Origin of the sequence: Okeania sp. SIO3I5 (assembly GCF_010672085.1) — a bacterium.
In the GTDB taxonomy this organism is placed as follows: domain Bacteria; phylum Cyanobacteriota; class Cyanobacteriia; order Cyanobacteriales; family Microcoleaceae; genus Trichodesmium.
The window spans coordinates 28230-51365 of record NZ_JAAHHT010000045.1 but is presented as its reverse complement, the minus strand read 5'-3'; the positions used below and the strand labels follow the sequence as shown (position 1 = coordinate 51365).

The 23136-nt window shown below is 34.6% G+C and carries 13 protein-coding genes; 5 read left to right on the top strand and 8 right to left on the bottom strand.

Annotated features, from left to right (window positions below):
- Both F6K40_RS13335 and F6K40_RS13330 read left to right on the top strand, forming a co-directional pair.
- Positions 1 to 521: IS607 family transposase (locus F6K40_RS13335; RefSeq protein WP_293136551.1), on the top strand; the 521-nt coding region annotated here is incomplete at its 5' end.
- Positions 436 to 1653: an RNA-guided endonuclease InsQ/TnpB family protein gene (locus tag F6K40_RS13330; protein ID WP_293136549.1), complete on the top strand. Its 1218-nt coding sequence runs from the start codon at positions 436 to 438 to the stop codon at positions 1651 to 1653. The genes F6K40_RS13335 and F6K40_RS13330, both read left to right, overlap by 86 nt.
- A 597-nt stretch (positions 1654 to 2250) precedes the next feature.
- On the opposite strand, the gene F6K40_RS13325 is transcribed toward F6K40_RS13330, so the two are convergent.
- The 3 genes from F6K40_RS13325 to F6K40_RS13315 form a co-directional block, all read right to left on the bottom strand.
- Positions 2251 to 4053: a diguanylate cyclase domain-containing protein gene (locus F6K40_RS13325; RefSeq protein WP_293136547.1), complete on the bottom strand. Its 1803-nt coding sequence runs from the start codon at positions 4051 to 4053 to the stop codon at positions 2251 to 2253.
- Positions 4054 to 4886: 833 nt separating this feature from the next.
- The gene (locus F6K40_RS13320; RefSeq protein ID WP_293136545.1) at positions 4887 to 6017 is read right to left on the bottom strand and encodes a CO2 hydration protein; all 1131 of its coding nucleotides are present in this window, start codon (positions 6015 to 6017) and stop codon (positions 4887 to 4889) included.
- Between the two features lie 930 nt (positions 6018 to 6947).
- Complete coding sequence (locus F6K40_RS13315; protein WP_293136543.1) at positions 6948 to 8456, bottom strand: NADH-quinone oxidoreductase subunit M; 1509 nt, start codon at positions 8454 to 8456, stop codon at positions 6948 to 6950.
- 933 nt (positions 8457 to 9389) lie between these two features.
- Between F6K40_RS13315 and F6K40_RS13310 the strand changes: the two genes are divergently transcribed.
- Positions 9390 to 9842 carry an NUDIX domain-containing protein gene (locus F6K40_RS13310; RefSeq protein ID WP_293136541.1) on the top strand — a complete coding sequence of 151 codons (453 nt, stop codon included), beginning with the start codon at positions 9390 to 9392 and terminating at the stop codon, positions 9840 to 9842.
- Positions 9843 to 10338: 496 nt separating this feature from the next.
- Positions 10339 to 11148 carry an alpha/beta hydrolase gene (locus F6K40_RS13305; RefSeq protein ID WP_293136539.1) on the top strand — a complete coding sequence of 270 codons (810 nt, stop codon included), beginning with the start codon at positions 10339 to 10341 and terminating at the stop codon, positions 11146 to 11148.
- A 1184-nt stretch (positions 11149 to 12332) separates the two neighbouring features.
- Here the strand turns inward: F6K40_RS13305 and bioF are convergent.
- Positions 12333 to 13508: an 8-amino-7-oxononanoate synthase gene (gene bioF, locus F6K40_RS13300; RefSeq protein ID WP_293136557.1), complete on the bottom strand. Its 1176-nt coding sequence runs from the start codon at positions 13506 to 13508 to the stop codon at positions 12333 to 12335.
- Between the two features lie 959 nt (positions 13509 to 14467).
- Between bioF and F6K40_RS13295 the strand changes: the two genes are divergently transcribed.
- Positions 14468 to 14650 carry a hypothetical protein gene (locus F6K40_RS13295; protein ID WP_293136537.1) on the top strand — a complete coding sequence of 61 codons (183 nt, stop codon included), beginning with the start codon at positions 14468 to 14470 and terminating at the stop codon, positions 14648 to 14650.
- 103 nt (positions 14651 to 14753) lie between these two features.
- Here F6K40_RS13295 and argH read toward each other — a convergent pair whose 3' ends face one another.
- The 4 genes from argH to ftsY form a co-directional block, all read right to left on the bottom strand.
- Positions 14754 to 16142 carry an argininosuccinate lyase gene (gene argH / locus F6K40_RS13290; protein ID WP_293136535.1) on the bottom strand — a complete coding sequence of 463 codons (1389 nt, stop codon included), beginning with the start codon at positions 16140 to 16142 and terminating at the stop codon, positions 14754 to 14756.
- A gap of 542 nt (positions 16143 to 16684) precedes the next feature.
- Positions 16685 to 16924, bottom strand: coding sequence for a hypothetical protein (locus F6K40_RS13285; RefSeq protein ID WP_293136533.1), 240 nt, complete (start codon positions 16922 to 16924; stop codon positions 16685 to 16687).
- Between the two features lie 749 nt (positions 16925 to 17673).
- Positions 17674 to 19092, bottom strand: coding sequence for a PP2C family protein-serine/threonine phosphatase (locus F6K40_RS13280; protein ID WP_293136531.1), 1419 nt, complete (start codon positions 19090 to 19092; stop codon positions 17674 to 17676).
- Between the two features lie 1528 nt (positions 19093 to 20620).
- Positions 20621 to 22282 carry a signal recognition particle-docking protein FtsY gene (gene ftsY, locus F6K40_RS13275; protein WP_293136529.1) on the bottom strand — a complete coding sequence of 554 codons (1662 nt, stop codon included), beginning with the start codon at positions 22280 to 22282 and terminating at the stop codon, positions 20621 to 20623.
- Positions 22283 to 23136: the final 854 nt, after the last annotated feature.

Below are 23136 nucleotides of genomic sequence, written 5' to 3'. Positions count from 1 at the left end.
TAATCAAAACCCCGTCAGGGCACAGGCGGTACTCAATCGAAGAAATCGAACAAGCAGCAGGTTGGCCCAGGGCAATTACCACTGTTTGTTATGCAAGGGTGTCGAGCCATTCCCAACGAGACGATATTGAGGGACAGATTGAACTATTGCTCTCAAGATTCCCAGAAGCGGAAATCGTATCAGAAATTGGCAGCGGACTTAATTTTAAGCGGAAACGATTCCTCTCCATTTTGGACAGAATTTGCACAGGTGATATCAAACGCCTTGTCGTTGCCCACCCAGACAGACTCGTTAGATTTGGATGGGAATTGGTTAAATGGCTATGCGAACGTAACGAGTGCGAACTCTTGGTTCTCAATGACACGAAACAATCTCCAGAACAAGAACTCGTTCAGGATATGTTGTCCATCATCCACTGTTTCAGTTCGCGGCTTTATGGGTTGCGAAGATACAAAAAAGAAATCGCCGAAAAAGTACGGGAAAAACCCATACAAAAAGAGTCAAAAACTGAGGCCAAATAGTGTTGTCAAAGTTCCTGTCTGGCCTAGCATTGAACTACATAAAATCTGGAAGGAATGGTTAGCTGCTTATCGTTGGGTTTACAATCAATGCGTTGAGTTTTTTAATCATCAAAGAACTTTGCCAAAAGGGAAATCCTTAGACCAAGTAATTCAAAGCAGACAATCTCAACCTGAAAATGAATGGACTAGATGTTTAGGAAAAACCAGACAAGAGGCTGTTTGTGAAGCAGAACAGGCATACAAACAAGCCTTGGCTGCTAATCAGGGTCTAAACTGTCAATTGCGTTATCGTTCTTGTCGAAATAAATCCCAAGTAATTCAATTTAAAAACGATGCTTATCGGAATGGAACTTGGTTTCCTAAAAAAGTAAAAGGTATGCTTTTTTGTACTGCGATTGGATATCAAGTACCTCGTAATTGTGATTATGGAACTGAGCTGGTTTATCAACGAGGACAATGGTTTGCTTGCTTTCCTCAATACATTGAGCCAAGGACTACTGGTTCCGATAAAGTTATTGCATTAGACCCGGGAAATAGAGCATTTTTAACTGGCTATGATGGTGAAAACGTTTTAGAAATTGGCAAGGGAGACATCGGGCGAATTAACCGTTTATGCTCGCACCTTGATAATTTATTAAGTCGTGTCGCACTATCAAAAAACAAACGGCAACGCGCTCAAATGCGCAAGGCAGCAACTAGAATGAGAACTCGCATTCAATATCTGGTAAAGGATTTGCATAACAAGGTAGCTTCTTTCTTAGTCAATAGCTATAAATTAATTTTTCTGCCTACTTATGAAACCTCTCAAATGGTTCTGAAGTCAACCAGAAAAATTAACCGCAAATCTGTCAGAAATATGCTCTCCTGGAGTCATGGAAAGTTTGCTTGTGATCTTGAACATAAGGCAGCTCGCTCATGTGTTTTAGTAGTTCGTTGTAATGAAGCTTATACTTCTAAAACTTGTACAAACTGCGGTCACGTTCATAAGAAGTTGGGTGGTTCTAAGATTTATAAATGTCCTCAATGCGGTCATGTAATTGCACGGGATATTAATGGCGCTCGCAACATAATGTTGAGAGCTTTGCAGGCTACTGCCTTCACTGTTGTCAATGATTCTATTGTCATAGAGTGATGCCATACCTACTGGAGCGCTTTAAAAATATTTAAGCGTTTTGATGAGGTTAAAAGTAGCACATACTATTATATAACTTACTTTACTTAATGATTATTAGTTATTCCAGATATATTGGGCTTTGTTGTAATAGCCATAGAAAATCTGGTCCGCTTTTCGGTTGCCAGAGCCGACATGAAAAGTGAACCTAGTGGCAGCTATATCACCATATCTCGGTTATTGATGCTTTATTCATTTATTGGCCAATAGATAAATTAATCAAAGCCTTTACTGGTATAAGTTTCAGCCTTTTTTTATCAATCTTTGATGTTTGATTTATTTATTGGACAATAGTGGTAGAAGTATCAAGTACAAGGATCAAGGATCTTGTGCGGTAGCTATATGCTTGTCTAGCAACAAAGCAGCTATATCACCCTATTTCTATACATTGATGCTTTATTCATTTATTGGCCAATAGATAAATGATTCAAAGCCTTTACTGGTATAAGTTTTAGCCTTTTTTTCAAGAAAGAAAACATAGATTTATTTATTGGACAATAGTGGTAGAAGTATGAAGTACATAAGCTTATAGCAGTTTTCATGCTGGATAGACTAATACTAAATGCTTCCTTCCTGTTCAATAATGCTAAAGTGTATACTGCAATCTCGCCCCTGTTGTTTAGCCCTATATAAAGCTTTATCTGCTTCAAGTATCAATTCCTGGAGTGTTTGATCGATTGATGGCATCATAGTCGCAACACCCAAACTTATAGTAATTATTTGTTTTTCAACTTCTGTATGAGGAATACCTAAATCCTTAACTGCTGATTGAATCTCTGCTGCTACCATAGAAGTTCCTTCTTTGTCCGTATTGGGCAAAATCACCGCAAACTCTTCGCCTCCATAGCGAGCTAGCAAATCTGCGGGGCGTTTCACAATCTTTTGAGCAGTCTGAGCTATTTTAAACAAGCATTGGTCTCCAGCTTGATGACCATAAAAATCATTGTATAATTTGAAATGATCGACATCAAACATAATTAGAGATAAAAATTGCTTTTCTCTTACCAGTCGTCTCCATTCCTGCTCTAAAAATTCATCAAAGTAACGGCGGTTAGGAATTTGAGTTAAACCATCAATTCGAGCCAAATTTTCTAATTTAAGATTTGCCTCTTGAAGTGCATCAAGAGTTTGGGATAATTCCTCTGCTTGAGAACGAGTTTGAGCTAATAAATTGGAATGTTCCAAAGCGACACTAAACTGAGCTGCTAGTTGTTTAACAAATCGAATTTCCTTGTCAGTCCATTCACGAGGATTTTCGCACTGATGAATACATAATAATCCCCACAATGTTGAACCAAGCATTAAAGGTACGATTATTTGTGCTTTAATTTCAAATTGCTCTAACATTTGAATATGACAATCTTTTAAATCAGCATTGTAAATATCGGTTAGCACTTGCGTACTTCCCTGTTGATAATAGATGGCATACTGTTCGCCAAAACAATTATCCCTGACTTTTTTCAAACGCACAGAGCTATAAACTGGTAAAACGCTTTCAGCAACAAACTCACCAAAGCAGTACTTACTATCTGGATCAAAGCGGAATAACCCGACGCGATCGCACTCCAAAGCTTTTCTAACTTCTTTGGCAGTAGTTTTAAATAACGTATCAAAGTCGAGAGATTCACGAATTTCAGAAATTAAGTTGAATAAAATCTTTTGTTGCTGCCCAGTTTCTTGCAAATCTTTAGCTTTTTGCTCTACTTCCGCTAGTTGTTCTGCTTGCTGTAGGGCAATACCTAGTTGAGCTGCAACTTGAGTCAAAAATTTAACTTCGGAAGTTTGCCAATTATGGGGTTGGGAATGTTGATAGGCAGCTAGAATGCCCCACAATTTTTGTTTGACAAAAATGGGAGCAGTTGCAAAAGCTCGGATATCAAATTGTTCCAATATTTCAACATGGCATTGAGACAACCCTGCTCTATAAATATTTTCTACTACAAATGTTTCGTTATAGCGATATCTACCACCTTGATGTTCCTGAAGATAGGAGTCATTCCAGATAGTGTTTTTACTTAGTTTGCGAAAATCATCCCAACCAGTTTCAGTAAATTCAAAATCTCCAACAAACTGACCGCCCCAGTCTTCAGAAAAACGATATACTAAGACTCGTTCTACACCTAAGAGTCTACAAGTTTCTTTTGTAGTTGTGCGAAATATTGTTTCTATGTCAAGAGATGCTCTAATCTTACTGATGACTCGGTATATTGCCCTCTGTTGTGCAGATATTTGCTCTAGTTCCTGAGTTTTTTGTTGTAGTTGAGCTTCTAAATAGTCAATACTTGGTAATCCTAATAACTCAGACATAAGATTAATAATCGGACGGCAGAAGGTAGCTAATCTAGATTTTACTTTTCTCATCTTCATCATGTCTTTAGTCAGTAGTCAGTAGTCAGTAGTCAGTAGTCAGTAGACATCTCCAGAAAAGAGGGAACAGGGAACACTTAACTGGGAACACTTAACTGGGAACAGGGAAGAATAATTGATAATTTATGGATAAGAATTGATTTTATTTTTGATTTTTGAAAATGTCTAAGTAGTTAAAACAGCTTTTTTCCTTACTATGAATCTTAACTCCGATCAGAATTTTATACCTTATTTCACCAATGCCTTTTTTGAAAAAAACAAATAGTAAAAAAAAATTTCAATATTTATAACTTTTTCATAGATATCTCTTTGACTAACAAAGATAAATTTACCGAAACATAGCACTACAAAAAAGTGTTAGGAGATTAATAAAATTGAAATACAAATTAACCAATAGTTTTGACTTGAGCTGAACTCCGCAGTTCCTACGTCAGGAGCCTAGTTGATAGCTACTTGTAGAGAATTATACCACGGAAATGCTTAAAACTGTAAATGATTAAAGACTATTCCTTCTCACTTGATCCTAATGACTCCTAGCGACACCATAAGTATTTATAGAAAACATTTATCATGCCTGGTATAGTCTTTCTCAAGAAGCATGAGGTACAGTTGTTTTTATTATTTTCTACTCCCTATTTCGTACTCCTGCTGCATACAACATCCCTACCTCCGACTAAAAATTACGAATGCGCGTACCTCACATTTTTTGGGAATTGCCATATCAAAGATAATGCTAATAGACATCTCCAAAAATAAAAAATGAAATCAACAATTTCATTCCCTATTCCCTATTCCCTATTCCCTATTCCCTGACTTCTGCAAGAAGTCTAATTATTAACAACTTGTAATCTTGATGTTAAAAATCTATCCATCCAACCTTCTAAATAAACTTGATTTTCTGCTTCTTCCTCTGGATTTTCTGTATCTAAAGGATGAGGTGCCAAACCCAAAACTGCTGCTGTTGTTACACAAAACATTGACTTCTGAAAAGTCTGACAAATTTGCACTCGTAAATTATCTGTACCTCGGTTAGTTTTTTCATAGACTTCTAGAAGATAATCTGGTAAAAAATGTCGCATATCTTGCATTAATAATGTTGGTGGAATTCCGGCACCACCAATAGGTAAAGGATCGGCGTATAAAGCACCATAAGTAAATTGACTTTGATCGGGGTCAATTTGTTGAGCTTGAGCGTTATATGAAACTGTTCCTAAAAATGGTGTTCCTCTAAAGAAAATTGCTTCTACATAGGGAACTGCTGTATCCATTAAAAATGTTAAACCTACTGATTCAGGAATTATTTCATAATGTTTACCTTTGATATTTACAGCAAAGGTAATTGGTAAATTTGCTGCTGCTACTAACCCTGATAAAATATGATTTACTACTTGAGGAATAGATGTCATTTTGCCTTGGTCATATTTATCAGATAGGGTCATAAATATATCACTCATTACTCGCCAAAATTGACCTAAACCACTGTAATAAGCTTGTTGACGTACCATGTCTGGTAAAAATTCTGGAAATAATTGATTGAGTGGCATTAACATCAAATTTCCTGTAATTTTGGCATCTATTGCTGTTTTTGTTAGCTGTTGAAATTGGGCTGAATCTAAATATTTATCGAGACCTCCACCTCCGTGCCACAACATTCCTCTCATGCAATATTCTGCATATTCATAATTAATTCTGTCATGCCACCAAAATTTGAGTAATTTACCTAGTGAAATTGTACCGTTGAAGTATTTGAAAAAGGGAAACATTTCTAAAAATTGATGTTCGGCAATGTAGATAAGATTTTTGGAATAAGCATCTAATACAATGCCGTAACTTTTTAAAATTCCAACAACTTCTAAGACATTTTCTGGGTTATCTTTAAGCAGAGCTTGACCAGATTTTAAGCGGTTAATATAAGCTGAAAGTGGATGAGTAGGACATTTTAAAATGGTGTTTGTCATAAACTTAATTTTCCTAAATTAAAATTTTTTGTTGTGGTTGATATTATACCAGTTTGATAAATGTTTTCTACAAATACTGGAACTGTTTCTAGTAGTCGTAGGGGTGAGCAAGCGAATCACCCGTACAGTAGGGGCGATTCTGGTTTACGGAGCATGACCTAGGAAATCGCCCGTACAGTAAAAAGAGCTTTTATGATCATTTTTGACCCTGAAAGAATTCGATTCTGCCAAATCTACATCTGATTTTAACCATTTTTGTTTACCAAACTATTCGTAAAATTCTTTTTTTAAAGCAGTTTTCATTTCGGCACAGTAGGGGCGATTTCCTGCGGAATGCTGCGCAAATGCGAATCGCCCCTACAGGGTTTTGGTTGTAAAAATGTTGTTTATCAATCTGAAAAGCGCTGTAAAATAGAACATCAATAATCGCGAAAAAGAGCGATATAGCTGCCGAATGGAATTCTATGGCTACTTTCATGCAACAAAGTCTTGGTATTACAGCAGTTTTCATTTGAGTAGACCAGAGTAGGGACTAACCATGCTTAGTCCCTACGGGGTTTTGGTTCTGACGTGAGGTCATCAATCTGAAAAGCGCTATAAGTAAAAAAAGAGAAAGAATTCTTACTAGAGAACTGCTTCATAAAATTTTTCTTAGAGGTTATTTTTGCTCTCCATACTTCTCAAGGGGATAAAAATATTGGCGTTGCTGAATACTAGGATGATTGAGGCTGACACGGGGAGACGGAGACACCGAGACACGGGGATTATAGTCGATCCTCAATCAATAAAATCATCCCGCAATTATGCAATGCCAAAATATTCGATTCAATAGCTCTCTCCGATAATCAAAAATCAAATCAATTATCGTACAGAAATAATCAATTCTTTCCGCCTACTCCCTACTCCCTACTCCCTCTTTTCCGGAGAGGTCTAATATTTTAAGCCTTTAGCTTCAGGTAGAGATACTGATAACTGATAACTGATAACTGATGACTGAATAGTATTTGCTTCAGTTTCACTCCAACGCACTACCCAATTAGGCTGTATTCCTAAAACAACAATCAAAACTGCTAAAATAATTGCTGGTATTCTATCTGACCATTGCAATGGATCGAGATTCATCACTATTTCAGATAACCTGCCAAAAAATACTCGGTTAATTAAAAGCAAGAAATAGGCTGATGTTAATCCTGTTCCAATCATACACAATAGAGTCGGAACTGTAAAAACATTAAAACTGCCTCTAAATACTAAAAATTCGGAAATAAATCCAGCCATTCCCGGAATACCAGCACTTGCCATTACTCCCAAAATCATTAGACTACCAATCATTGGTAAACCTTGTTCTGGGTTCAACAAACCCCGCAATACATCTATATCCCGTGTACCTGCTTTTTTGTAAACTACTCCCACTAATAAAAACAGTAAAGCAGAAATTAAACCATGGCTAATCATTTGAAACACTGTTCCCAAAATACTCAGGGGAGTTGCTGCTGCACTAGCCAACAAAATGTAACCCATGTGGCCAACTGAACTGTAAGCTACCATTTTTTTCATGTCTTTTTGCGCGATCGCATTAAATGAAGCATAAAGCACGCTGACTACTGCCCATATTGCTAACCAGGGAGAAATATACACCCAAGCTTCAGGAAACATATTTAATCCAAATCTGAGCAAACCATAAGTTCCTAGTTTTAATAACACTCCTGCTAAGAGTACAGAAATTGGAGTGGAGGCTTCAACGTGAGCATCTGGCAACCATGTATGGAAGGGAACTAGGGGAATTTTAATTCCAAACCCAATGACTATTGCTCCTAATAATAATAGTTGAGTTGCTAAAGGTAGGGTATGGGCAACTGCTTGATCGTAAGCAAAATTGGAGGAACCACTTAACCACACTACTCCCAGAAATCCAGCTAGGACTAAAATTCCAGAAATTGCTGTATAGATGAGAAATTTGGTGGATGCGTAACCGCGTTTTGGCCCTCCCCAAATTCCTATTAATAGATACAAGGGAATTAGTTCTAGTTCGTAGAATAGGAAAAACAGCAGTAAATCTTGAGCTAGAAAGGCTCCAAATACACTGAGTGCCAACAATAATATTAAGGAGTAATAAAAACGAGGTCTTTTGATTGATTCGTCTGTAGCATAGATGGCAATACTGGTTAACAGACCGTTTAATACTACTAATGGTAGAGATAAACCGTCTATTCCTAAAGAGTAGCTTAAACCTAGGGAGTCTATCCAGGGAACTAGAACAACGAATTGTTGATTTGGATCTTGTGGATTAAATTGGGTCATTAGTACCAAGGACCACAAGAAACTGATAAGAGCTACTATTAAAGCTAGTTGACGGGCTAATTTCGGCGAGAGAGTGCTTGGCCAAAAACTAATAATACCCGCACCAATTAGTGGCACTAAGATGAGACCGTTGAGCATTTATTTATATTTTCCTTTAATGGCAATATACAAATTGATTAACTACGAATGACTTATCAGAATATAATAATATGTCTTATGTCTTAGAGCTTATTTATAAAGTAAATATTATGCTGGTTAGACTTAGGTTTGACTACTTACCAATGGATAATGGATAATTGATAATTAATCAATTCGGCTTTATTGCCTCTACTAAAAGTGGTCAAGGGATGGATGGATTACGTAGCCATATCTAATCTCCCCTAGAGAAAATCAATTTCCTTATTTCAATCCCAATGGTTAGTGTCAGAGGTACTGATAACTGATAACTGATAACTGATAACTGAAATAACGGCCTTCTCTAGTTCAATTAAGTTAAGCAATTAGCTCTTATTTTTGATATTATACTAAGCTTTTGATGATGATTTTTGAGACATTAATTGTCAATAAAAATCTGATTTTTACTTGTTTTTATGTTTTAAATATGTACTTATAAAGTATGTTTTACCGAATAATAAAGGTTGAAACCTTCTCTTTTCAAGGAGTTTCAAGGAGAAAAAAGCGGTCGAGGGATAGATGGGTTATCTAACCAGATCCAATCTCCCCTTGAGAAGAAAAAAAATCCTTTTATTACAGAAGAGGTAATTATTAATTATTAATTGTTAATTATTAATTATTGCAATAACTTATCTACAAAAAAACTTCGGCTATTTTTTTGATTTTAAAGAGAAACTCGATCTAATCTAAATTGAACTAGATATGATACTCTGAAAAAAAATATCATCTATTAAGAGATTTAATGTCAAGCAAAGTCAAACAAGACTATACTTAGTTCTGTTTGAAAGATAATTAATTTTGAATTTAACTTAAGTTGATAAATAAATTTGTTGTTGGCTATAAATCTCAAAATAATTACTAAAATTAGTTTCTATTTTTATTTTGATATCTCAGTTTATGCGAAGATTATGGCAATTTGGACAAACTGTACTAGGCTTAATATTCCGCCATCCTCTAACTGGTGCCAGTGTAGTACCTATTTTACCTGATGGCCGGATAGTTTTAGTTCGTCGTCGTGACAATAATCAATATGCTCTACCAGGAGGTATGGTGGAATGGGGCGAGGATATTTCGACTACTGTGAAAAGGGAGTTATTTGAAGAAACAGGGTTAGAATTGGTAAAAATTCGTCGATTGGTTGGGGTATATTCTGCACCGGATCGAGACCCAAGAGTACATTCTATTAATATTTTGGTAGAAGCTGATGTTAGGGGAAATATGGATGTTAAAGATGACTTAGAGATTAGTGATGTTCAAGCTTTTGAACTGACATCTTTACCACAGGATCTTAGTTATGACTACGATCGACAATTAAAGGATTATTTGAGTGGTTTGACAATATTGGCTTAAATATTTCTCCTAAGCATTCAACCGTCAGTTTTTAGCTTTCAGTTAAATTATAATTACCGAAAAATAAAGGTTAAAAGCTTCTCCTTTCAAGGAGAAAAAAGAAAAAAATTTTATTTTAACCAATCCTATCCGTTTTTAAGAATAGGTAATTATTAATTATTAATTATTAATTATTGAAGCTCGTCTTGTCTTGATGCGAAGAAGTTGTTATTGATATAAGATTTCAGATAATTTCTAATATAAATAAGAGGTACTTAGTTAATATAAGTGTTCTTCAACAAATCCTTACTTAATTCATAAATAAAAAAGCTGAGAGCTGATTAGTAATAGCTGAATGCTTACTATTTCTCTAAGACTTTTTGATACTTGAGTATTTTTTCCCAATCCTTAACATCTCAAACCTACCACCTAAAACTTTTGTTAAGGATATGTAGCTAGCCATGAATAATATTTGGTATTAGGTGAAATATTTATGAAATTTTCCAATTGAATATTTATGCAATTTTTATGGCTTAATTCTCGTGTTCAGTTGTCTGGTGGGCTATTATTTTGGCGTGAAATTGGCCGTAGTTCAAATAATATAGTTTTTCTACATGGAACTTGGTATGACAGTAGTCAGTGGTTATCAATTATGAAAGAATTGAGTTTAAATTACCATTGTTTTGCGCCAGATTTACCAGGATTTAGTGAGTCTCAATTTTCTTCTACTAATTACTCAATTAGTCAAATGGTAGAATCTTTGGCTGAATATATAGCTGCCTTGAAATTAGAAAAGGTTTATTTAGTTGGTCACTCTTTAGGAGGTTGGATAGCTGCTAGCTATGCTCTAAAATATCCAGATAAATTATTGGGTTTGATTTTATTATCTCCTGAAGGAATTGATATTGATGATGTAAAAGTACGTTGGCAGTGGTGTGTTTGGTTAACTCCAAGAATTTCTTTTTTGTATTTTATTTTGCGATTAATATATCCTTTTGCTAGACTACTAGGTATTCATAGAAAGGTAAAAAAACTACTACAAATTAGAGAAAAATTGCTACTTAATCCAACAGGAAATAAAATTTTATTCCGGCGAAGATGGGCAGAAATAAAAGCTGAATTATTAGCAGAAAATTTGGTTACTTTAAAAGTAATAACGTTGATTTTGCAAGGTTATAAAGATACAAATCTTGCTCTTAATATGAGTAAATATTATGCTGATATATTGCCGATGGCTAAACTTAATTTAATTAATTCTGGCGAGGATAATTTGCCTGAACAAATGCCAGATATAGTAATAGAAAAAATTATGGATTTTTTGACTTAAGGGAGTAGGGAGTCTCTTACAAGGGTATATTTTTTAGAATTATGCCATTGGGTGTGGGAGAAGTGGGAAGTGTGGGAAGTGTGGGAGGTGTGGGGAGTTTCGGGAGAAGTTTAGAGCCATTTACTATATAAAAAAGCATACTATTTTGTAGATTTTATACTGAATAAAAGTGATTACTTGCCTATTTGTTAAAAACATACCCTTGTCAGGTAGGGAGTTTGAGGAGAGGGGGACAAGTTGGAAGTGTGAGGAAAAACTACAATCAGACAAACAGATAGATATTACCAATAGATAATTGATAATTGATAATTAATCAATTCGGTTTAAACCCTTTCCTCTTAAGGAGAAAAAGTGGTGGATAGATAGCGAGTTTTCTCGAAGAATGGAGAGCTGCTCCGCTTTTTATTTCGTGCCGAAAAAGCCATATCCAATCTTCCCTTGAGAAAAGAAATAAGATTTCCTGATATTCAATCAAGTGCGGTTTTAAGCAGAGGTAATTATCCATTATTCATTATCAATTAACGAAAGCATTTTTTCTGTCGAAAAAATGCCAGGTTTTCTCTTCCTAGGGCGGCAAAAAGTTAGCATTTTTTGCAAAAATAATTGCATAAAAATCAAGTGGCAATTCTTCTAATTATCTTCTGTATAATTCCCAATTTTGCCTGACAAAAGAATTAGATGGATAGCCTCAATTTAGATAGTGGATGAAAAGCGATAGTTTCGGTGGTTCACATATATGAAAAGATGCTTCAGTTGTCTATACTAATAACTGATAACTGATAACTGATAACTGATAACTGAAGTAACTCCTACCTTACCAAAAGACTTTTTTAGCCAACCCTAATTATCAATTATCTGTTATCAATTATGAACCTATCCCACTAATAATATTTTTGCTGAAAAGCCCAAATATTCTTAAAGATAAAAACGAAAAATCTAGCTTTTTATAAAAATTTTACTTAAGTAATATCATGTTCGGTTAAATACTTATAAATAATTACCAAGGAGTCATAATTGCTGGAGAAAGGAGTCAGGATAAAAGTAGAAGTGTAATATATTTTCCCTAGTGTCAGAGCTGAAATTTTATTTATAACTGATTATCTGAACATGATATAAATAAGCATTTTTAGAATAGTGGGATATATTAAATTATCCGTTATCAATTATCCATTATCAATTATCAACTATCCATTAATTAATGCAGCTATTAACTGCTGAAAATGACTTTTTTCATGGGTAGACATTAAGGAAATACGAATGCGACTGGTATTAACAGTAGGTGGGCGAATGGCAGGAGCAAATATTCCTGCTTGTTTTAACTTTTCTCCTACTTTTAACGCTTCTGCTGAATTTTTAAGGGGGAAACAAATAATTGGTGATTCATAATTCGAGATTTTTTTCCCTCTATCAAAAAGTCTATCTTCTGTTTCTAATAAATTTCTGATAATCTCTACATTTTGCCATAATTTTAAACGACGTTCTGGCTCTTTTTTAATAATTTTTATAGCTGTTAAAGCTGCAGCAGTATCAGCAGGGGTTAAACCTGTTGTATATATCCAAGTAGGTGTTCTATTTCTGAAAAACTCAATTAAATTTTTTGAACCAGCAACATAACCACCTAAACTTCCTAATGCTTTGCTCAAAGTACCAATTTGAATTAATTGTTTTCCTGTACAGTTAAAATGTTCAACACAACCTCCTCCATTAATTCCCAATACTCCTGTTGCATGAGCTTCATCTACTAAGAGCATACTATTATATTTTTCTGCTAAATCTAATAATAATGGCAATTTACATAAGTCACCATCCATACTAAAAACACTATCTGTAATTATTAAACTACGACGATAATTTTCTCGTTCTTGTTCTAATTTATTTTTTAAATATTCAATATTATTGTGACTATATTCGACAATTTTTCCACCACTAAGAATAGCTCCATTTTTCAAACTAGAATGATTATATTCATCTGATAAAATTAAGTCACGTTGATTAATCACTGAGGAAATTACACCAATATTTGCTAAATATCCTGAACTAAATACTAATGCTGCTTCCGTTTGTTTTAATTTAGCTATTTCTTGTTCTAATTCTTGATGTATTTCTCGATGACCTGTTAATAAACGAGAACCTGTACTACCAGTACCAAATTCTTTTGTTGCTTCGATAGCTGCTGCAATTAGACGTTCATCTCCTGCTAATCCTAAATAATCATTACTTGCAAAATTTATTAGTCGTTTTCCTTCTAATTTAATTATTGCACCGGGAAGACTTTCGACAGTTTTAACTGAACGATACCAATTTGCTTTATGTATTGTTGATAGGGATGACTCTATCCAACTATAAGGGTTATTTTGCATTTTTAGGGAATAGGGAATAGGTGAAGACACAATTTTTTTTCACCTATTTTTCTTTTTTAGGGAATAGGTGAAAACACAATTTTTTCTCGCTTATTTTTCACTATAGCAATCATATTTCAGTTCTAATCTTTTAGTGGTAGGGGCGATTCGCGTTTGCGAAGCATGACCTAGGAAATCACCCATACAGGAGTCAGAATATAAAAGGATTTTGATTGATTTTAATTGTTCTTAAACATCTTATAAATCATTCCTGATTGCTATATAACTTTTACTTTATGAGTATGGATACTAATACCTCTGCATTTGTAGACTAATTTCCATCTCTAATTTGATTCCATCTTGAAGATTTAGTTGCTCCACAAATCTCTTAATAAATACTTATTTTATAAATAATCTCTAAACTCCAAATCTAAAAAGTGCTAAAATTAGGTACATATTCTGTGTAATACCAATTCCCATGCATTGATGCTATACTTAGGTGACACTTCATTTCTCAAATATCAAATAATTAATGTAGGGAAAATAACATCTTCCCTAATTGTTAGCCAGTTAATGTTAATTATTATTATGTTTACTTCTCCCCTACGGACGTTGCATAACAAAAATGCGGAGGTTCCTACCCACTCCCTTACTCCCCTACTCAAGAAAGTATAGAAAAGTTTTTGATAAATGGTATGACCTTGGAGATTTGGAAAAAACTCTTGCTTCCTAAGAAAGTAAATGATATAGTAATAAGATATTTGGACTGCTAATTTAGCAGTGTCCAGGAGAGCTGTATAGGGGACGTCATATTGCCTACTTATGGGCAAGATACTGTAGAACGGCCATAAGACCTGAAGAGAGTAAATTTTGGAAGGCAGGTGCGATAAAACAGAAATTCTGCCGATTTGAGGTTTACCAATCTTCCGTCAAAACTCAAGCTTTTGGAAAACTGCTCCCCGTCTATTAGTGAGGTTATAATGGCTAAACGCCGCAATCCAAAAAAAGAAAAAGCACAACGTAATCAAGCTTACGCACGCAGGTTTCGTAAAAAGAAGAATACAGGTTTTTTCTCGAAGCGATATTCATCTAAGTTTGCATCTGATAATAATCAAAATGGTAACGATCAATCAGAAGAGAGTGCTGGTGCTGTAGAAGAATAACTATATTTCATTAATGTTAATTCAAAATTCCTAGCTAGGAATTTTGAATTACAAAATCTAGATTTGAAAATTAGAGAATCAAATCTAGGTTTTAATCATTAGATTAAACTGTAAATTTCTGCTTGGCAATAGCAATTTCTGCTTTTACTTGTTCAAAACCTGTTCCACCATAACTATTCCTTGCATATACTACTTGGTAAGGAGCGATCGCTTCATAAATATCTACTTCAAATGCAGGATGTAATTCTTTCCATTCTCCTAAGGTTAAATCTTTGAGTAATTTACCACCAGAAATACAAGTTTTTACAACCTTACCTACTAAATTATAAGCTTCTCGAAAAGGTACACCACGAGCTGCTAAATAATCTGCCACGTCTGTAGCATTAGAAAAATCTTCTGCTACTGCTTTTGTGAGGCGATCACTATTAAATTCCAGACCTTCCTGCAATAAAATTGTCATTGCTTCTAGACAACTTTTAACAGTTTTAATAGTATCAAATAAACCTTCTTTATCTTCTTGTAAATCTTTATTATATGCTAGTGGCAAACCCTTCATTACCACTAACATACCCTGTAAATGCCCAAAAACTCTGCCTGTTTTTCCCCTAACTAATTCTGGGACATCAGGATTTTTCTTTTGTGGCATAATACTCGAACCTGTGGCACAAACATCAGTTAAAGTAACAAACCTAAACTCTTCAGAAGACCATAAAATTATTTCTTCTGCCAAACGACTTAAATGCACCATAATTATACTAGCTGCACAGAGAAATTCAATAGCAAAATCTCTGTCACTTACCCCATCTAAACTATTAGCATAAGGTTTTTCAAATCCTAATAATTCAGCAGTATAATGTCTATCAATAGGAAAAGTTGTACCAGCTAAAGCACCACAACCAAGAGGAGAAATATTCACCCGACGATAAACATCTCCCAACCTTTCCCAGTCTCTTTCCGCTTTATGAAAATATGCCAAAAGATAATGAGCTAAACTCAAAGGTTGCGCTCTTTGTAAGTGAGTATAACCAGGAATTAAAGTTTCAATATTAGACTCAGCTAATTCCAACAGAACCTTTTGAAAATTTCTCAATAAAATCTGAATTTGCTCGATTTGTTCTCGGAGATAAAGTCTAGTATCAGTTCCAACTTGGTCATTTCTTGACCTAGCTGTATGTAATTTTTTCCCTACATCTCCAGTAATTTCTGTAAGTCTTTTTTCCACAGCAAAGTGAACATCTTCAGCATCTTCAACTATATGAAATTTTCCCTCTCTATATTCTTGACGAATTTGTTCTAAACCAGTCAATAATTTTTTCCCTTCGTCTTGAGAAATAATGCCTGTTTTAGCTAACATTTTTGTATGAGCTACTGAACCATTAATATCATGTTCAATTAATTCAATATCAAAGCCAATACTAGCATTAAATCTAGCTATAGTAGGATGCAACGCCTTTTCAAATCTTTGGCTCCAGGTTTGTTTACCTTGCGTCATTTCAGTTATCAGTTATCAGTTATCAGTTATCAGTTATCAGTTATCAGTTACTCTGGCTAAAGCTAGAGGCTTGGAATACTTTTTTTCATACCCTTGTCAAGTCACATCTCGTGGCACAGTCAAGGGGAAATTTGAGACCTTATTTTTGGTCATTTTGCAGATTTTTTTCTGTTTATTAAAATTTTCATGGTTGGTGACTAATTAATTAATAATGAATAATTACCTCTCGTTAAAACCATCAGATTGAAGTTCAGGAAATTTTATGTAAGCATTCAGCCTTCAGCTATCACCTATGAGTTATTAACTCATTATTTTGAAAGGAGGAATTAGTATGTAATAAAAATGAAAATTGATGAATAAAATAGTTCTCTCAGCTCACCTTAGTTGTTGCTTGACTACTTCAAAAGGTGATGGCTAAATTAATAGCTGAATGCTGACAATTTTATTTCTTTTTTTATCTTTAAAAACAGAGTCTTTAAACCGAATAGATTAATTATCAATTATCAATTATCCATTATCAATTATCCATTATCCATTGGTAATTATGGGAACATACTTTTAACCATCCAACCAATGATTAGACCAACTAATAGTGCCCATACCTGACCACATTCTATAAAGTTGCTCCAAGCTTCTTGTACATCTGCCCATAAGTCTACATCAAGTTGTTGAGCAAAAATTTGCCAACTATACAATACTTTCACTTCTAACAAATTTAAAAAATCACTGTAGTTATTAATTAGATTTAAGTCTAATTCTGTAGTAATTATATGTTCTAGCATCTAGAATTATTTTCTCTAATAAAAGTTTTTATGAAAATTGAATTATTGCTCTGCCGATTAAATATCAAACCACTGATAATATATAAAGACTAAAACTTTTTTTAGGTTGAAAAAAGTACCTAGTTTTCAGTTAAGCGCAAGCTGCAAAAAGTTTAGTATTTTGGGCAGACAAGATTCGATATCCTCACCCTTCTTACACTCCCCACACTCTACTTTTTTCAGCAAACCCTAATTATCAATTATCCATTATCAATTATCCATTATCCATTAATAAAGTATTTTATGGAAATTGAATTATTGCTCTGCTGATTAAATATCAAAGCACTGATAATATATAAATACTCAAGCCTTTTTTGGATTAAAAAAAGTAGCTGGTTTTCCGCTAAACACAATCTGCAAAAAGTTAGTATTTTGGGCAGACAAGATTCGATCTCCCCACCCTTCCTACACTCCCCACACTTTACTTTTTTCAGCAAACCCTAATTATCAATTATCCATTAATAAAGTATTTTATGGAAATTGAATTATTGCTCTGCCGATGAAATGAAATATAAAACCACTAATAATCTATAAAAACTAAAGCCTTTTTGGAGTTGAAAAAAGTACGTGCTTGTCAGATAAGTGCAAGCTGCAAAAAGTTAGTATTTTGGGCAGACAAGATTCTATCTTCCCACCCTTCCGGCACTACCCAAACTCGAATTTTTTCAGAAAACCCCAATTAATAATTATTAATTATTAATTATTAATTATTAATTAACTTTTACCCTCATTACCACTAAAGTCATATCATCTGGATTATGATTTCCTTCTCCCACAAATTCTTTAACTCGATCAAATAAATAATCTAATATTTCTTGTGGTTCTTGATAATTTTGACACGCAAATTTAAAGCCTTGACTTAACTTAATATCGTCAAAACGATCGCCATGTTTATTCGCTGCATCTGTAAACCCATCTGTGTAATAAATAATAGTATCTCCTGGATAAAGTTGTATTTGTGCTTCATTATATTCAGAATCTACTTCCAAACCGATTAACATTCCAACAGTATCCAAATTCACAATCGAATTACTAGCAGCTTGCCATAGCATTGGAGGATGGTGAGCAGCATTACTATAGGACAAAATTCCAGTGTCTGGATCATACTCTGAATAAAACAAAGTTACAAATCTATGGGAATTTTCCAGATCAGCGTACATAACTTGGTTCAAGTGTTGTAGCACTCGTGCTGGTGAGTGGCGGTTTAATACCTCCGCTCTTAACATTCCTCTAGTCATTGTCATAATTAAACCAGCAGGTACCCCCTTACCCATGACATCTCCAATTACAATACTCCATTTACAGGGTTCCTGTTTTTTATGCTTGGAATTTACCTGGTCATAGTTAGAGGGAATAAAGTCATAATAGTCTCCTCCTACTCGATTTGCCGTTTGACAACGAGCTGCAAGAGCAATACCAGGAATTTCTGGACATTCTGGCGGTAATAGTCGCAGTTGAATTTCTGCCCCTATTTCTAACTCTCGGTCCAAACGTTCCTTTTCTCGTAAAGAAGTAGCTAACTCGTCGTTAGCGATCGCTACTGCGGTCTGGTCTGCTACTAGGCGAATTAATTTTTGTCTTGCTGGTGTCCAAACATATTCTGGGTCATGACTAAATACATATAGACGACCTCGTTCTGAGTTTTTCACTATAATTGATGTCCCAAATAATTGAACATCATTTCCTAGATAGTTGCTAACTTGATAGTCTAGACTAGCAGTTTGAATAGGGACTTCCTGTAATTCGGCAGGCAAAGTTGTTTCTGCAATTAATTCACTGGTTGCTATTTCCAATGCTTGTCGGATATCCTGACATTCCCGACCTTCTTGGCAGTGTAGTTGTTGGAATCTAACTTGTCCATTGGGTTTAAATAATACTAATGCCCCACCATCTGCATCGGTTACTCGACACCCCATGAGTGGGATTAATTCTAGGAACTGATTTAGATTATTAAAGCTACGTAAGGCAAAACCTAGAGAGCTTAATAAATCATTAACATTTTGTTGTTCCCTATGTAAACGGGCAACCATTTCTTTAAGAGTATATACTGAGGTTATTTGTGAGGAATTGGCACTGCTGGTATGCTCAGTTGGTTCAGGGGAGTTTCGATACACAGGCACTACTTTCATAGATTTTTTTGTTGATAGGTTAAAGTTTATTAATATTTGATAGTTTTTGTTCTTTCATTGTTGGAAATCATTGTAATTATTGGTTTTTCTGATTGCTACTTAGTTGATAATTTTGAATGGAACTATTTTTCAGTTATTCAATTAGTCTTAATTACAATTTTGCTTGCTTATAAGTTCATCTAGCATGGCTGCTATAGCAATCATTTTTGTAAATTACTACAAGATTAAATATAGTTTGAAGGTCATAATTTATGACTAAGTATTATTCTTTAGTTTTTTTATTTGGTATTTTAAAGAATATTTGTCTTAAGTATATTGATTAATTTTAATCTATGCAGTTACTCAGAATATTTGACACCTAAGATCGCCAAATAAATCTATAATGACAGTTTGAATATTTAAGTTTGTTTGACCTCTAAGAATTACAGCAATTAACTTAATATCTTCTGACTTTTTTAGCAAGAGTGTTTTTCCAGTTGGATTCGATTTTTTTCAAAGTTAAAATCTATTTAATTTTGATTTAGCTTACTCTCATGTCTAGGATTTTCCTCTAGGCATCTCGTGCAAATTTTTATCCAATATTGTAATTTTCCTCAACTCTATTTACCTATAAAATTTAAGTTCAAACCAAAATAGTAATTAGAATTAAATTACCAGATAATATCAAATCATCCCAATTGAATATTTATAGAATTAGAATCACACTATCTAGATGATTTTAGCTAATCAAATTAATAGAGATTTCACCAGATGGAATCTTCAGGAGTCTTCCTAGAATAAATTTTATCGACATTCCATCCTAGATACGTAATAATTCAGCTAGCTCGCATTCAGCTTTTCCTGCGGAATGCGTAGCTAACAAATTTTAAAGGTAATAACTTGACTTCGGTTAGCTAAAGAGTATCTTTTTATTCATAACTTTTAATTTTCTTACCTGACTAATTCCTTCAGAGAGTGTCATAATCAGTTAATAACTCATAGCTAAATACTTACCTAGATACAAAAAAGTGTTAGGACATTGATAAATTTGAAACCCAAATCAACCAAGAGTTTTGACTTGAGTTGAAGTACGCAGTTTTTTCGCAGGAGACTAGCTATAAGCTACGCATTCCAGCACAAAAATGCTTAAATCTATAAAACATAGCTAATTTACTTATCCAAATCTATAAAGATATAGCTATTGAAACTAATATCAATATTTGGCTTAATTAACTCTCTTTCCTACAGCTTCAAAAATGATTACAAATACCTTAATTGCTTAGTCTGCTCACCAAGCAAAAAATTCTTAACTTCTCCAGGAATCTGAAAATACTCTGATGCTAACCAACCTAAATACTTAAACCCACAAAAACATAGTTTTTTTTCACAATTGTTTAAACACACTTGCTCATTCTCAATATACTTCTTGCATAAGTCAGGCAATAGGGAATGGGGAATAGGGAATAGGGAATTAAATTGTTGATTTCATCTCTTGAATTGATTTCATTTTTAATTTTTGGAGAAGTCTAATGGTAAAAACAATAAATCTTTAACCACTTAGAAGAGCTTCAACAAACTCATAACTAGAAAATGGACGGAGGTCTTCTATACTTTCTCCCACACCAATAAAGCGAATAGGCAAACCCAATTGCTTTACAACAGCAAGTGCAACACCACCTCTAGCAGTTCCATCAAGTTTTGTCAATATTACCCCACTTAGTTTAGCAGCTTCGGCAAATACTTCTGCTTGCCGTAAACCATTTTGACCAAGTGTAGCATCTAACACCAGTAGGGATTCTACCACCGCATCTGGCGCTTTTTTCTCTACTATGCGATGAACTTTACTCAGTTCGTCCATTAAATTTTTCTTGTTTTGCAGTCTTCCCGCTGTATCTACCAGTAATAAGTCCGTATTTCTGGTTTGAGCTGCTACTATAGCATCAAAAACTATAGCTGCTGGATCAGTATTTTTACCAGGATTAGCAATTACCTCTACGTCACTCCGTTGTCCCCAGATTTTCAATTGTTCTACTGCCGCAGCTCGAAATGTATCTGCTGCTGCAATTAAACATTTGTAGTCTGACTTGGTTGCTAAATGAGCAATTTTACCAACAGTTGTAGTCTTACCAGCTCCATTTACACCATTCAAGAGCCAAATATTTAAAGTATCCTTCTCTGGGACAAAAGTTAAATTATATGCCGGACTAGCTATTTCCGAATCTTTGAATGGCTCATCCAGAATATCCCGTAAGATTTTTTTCAAATAAGCGATCGCCTCTTTTGGAGGTAAAGCTTCTTCGCGCAATTTATTTTGTAGTGTTTCTATGATATAATCGGTTGCCTCTACTCCCACATCAGCTTGTAGTAAAATGGACTCTATTTCCATTACTGCATCTTGATTCAGAGGTCCTTGGCCGACAATTGCCCTCAATTGGTTGAGCAGGTTACGTCGAGTTCTATCTAAGCCTTGTCGTAATTTCTTTAGCCAAGAAATTTCTTCAGCAGAAACTTGATCTGGGCGACGGCCTTGAGCCGCTAAAACTTCTGCGGACCAAAGAAATGCTTCATCAAGAATTATGGGGTCTATTTCTTCTATTTCAGAATCTACTGTTGTTTGTTGGGGAGTTTCTGGTTCTGGTTCTTCTATGGCAGTTTCTTTAAGACGTTCTAGTCTTGCTTGTCTTTCTGCTTGAGTTTTTGCCCAGAAAGGTAACTCTTCAGATGCTTGAGTTACTGGAGTAGTTTCCTCTGTTACTGAATCTGACTCTACCGGAATTTCTAATTCTGGAGATTTTATTTCTTTAGGGGTAGTTTCCTCTACAATTGGAATTGGTTCGGCCTGAGTATCTGATATAGTAGATTCCATTTTTTCTACTACAATATCTTCTTGTTCTTCAGTTTTGAGCTGCTCTGGAATATTTGGCTCAACTTTTGCTGTTGTTTCAGGTGTTTGAGTTTCTAGCTTTTCCTCTATTTCAACAGTATCTGTAGAGGTTTGAGATACTACTGGATCTTTTTTCTGTTCCTGAATATTTTTATAAGCTGCTTTTGCCCAACTTAAATAATCCTCTGTACTTTGTGTAGAATCCTGTGTTGATTTTTCTTGTGACTCAACTACTGCTTCTACCTTTTCTTCCTTAGGTTCAGGTTTTTCTTTTGCAGTTTGGTCTGATTTTTCATTAAACTGACGACGGAACCAATTAAAAACCATATTTATTTTAGAAATTACTGTTTTAAATACTCTATTTTAGAATAGACATCTCCGATAATCAAAAATCCAATCAATTATCGTGTATAAATCATCAATTCTTCCCCTCCTGGGAGGGGTTAGGGGTGGGTTCCCTACTCCCTACTCCCTCTTTTTCGGAGAGGTCTACGGAGTTCTATTGCCCTTGAAACTTAAGTATTTATTTGGTTGAATAAATAGTCATGCGTAGGGGCGAGTAACACCATCTAAACTTTATAGTATCACAAAAATTCTCAGGAGACAACGGAAAATCCTTCATTTTTTTCAGAAGCTTCAGAAAATGAAAATGTTGGTAATTTTCCACGCTAGGAGGTAGAGATGGAAAGATTTGACTAGGGAAAAACAACCATTTATTTATGAGAAGCTCCTAGGAAAAATTCCTGAACATTTAATTGTCTATTAGGCAGAAAATTTGGTTGAATAAAAAGTCATGTGTAGGGGCGAGTGACCCCATCTAAACTTTATAGTATCACAAAAATTCTCAGGAGACAACGGAAAATCCTTCATTTTTTTCAGAAGCTTCAGAAAATGAAAATGTTGGTAATTTTCCACGCTAGGAGGTAGAGATGGAAAGATTTGACTAGGGAAAAACAACCATTTATTTATGAGAAGCTCCTAGGAAAAATTCCTGAACATTTAATTGTCTATTAAGCAGAAAATTTGGTTGAATAAAAAGTCATGCGTAGGGGCGAACGACCCCATTTAAAATTTATAGTATCACAAAAATTCTCAGGATACAACGGAAAATTCTTTGACACGCCCAATTTTTTTCAGAAGCTTCAGAAAATGAAAACCTTTGTAATTTTGCACTGAGAAAG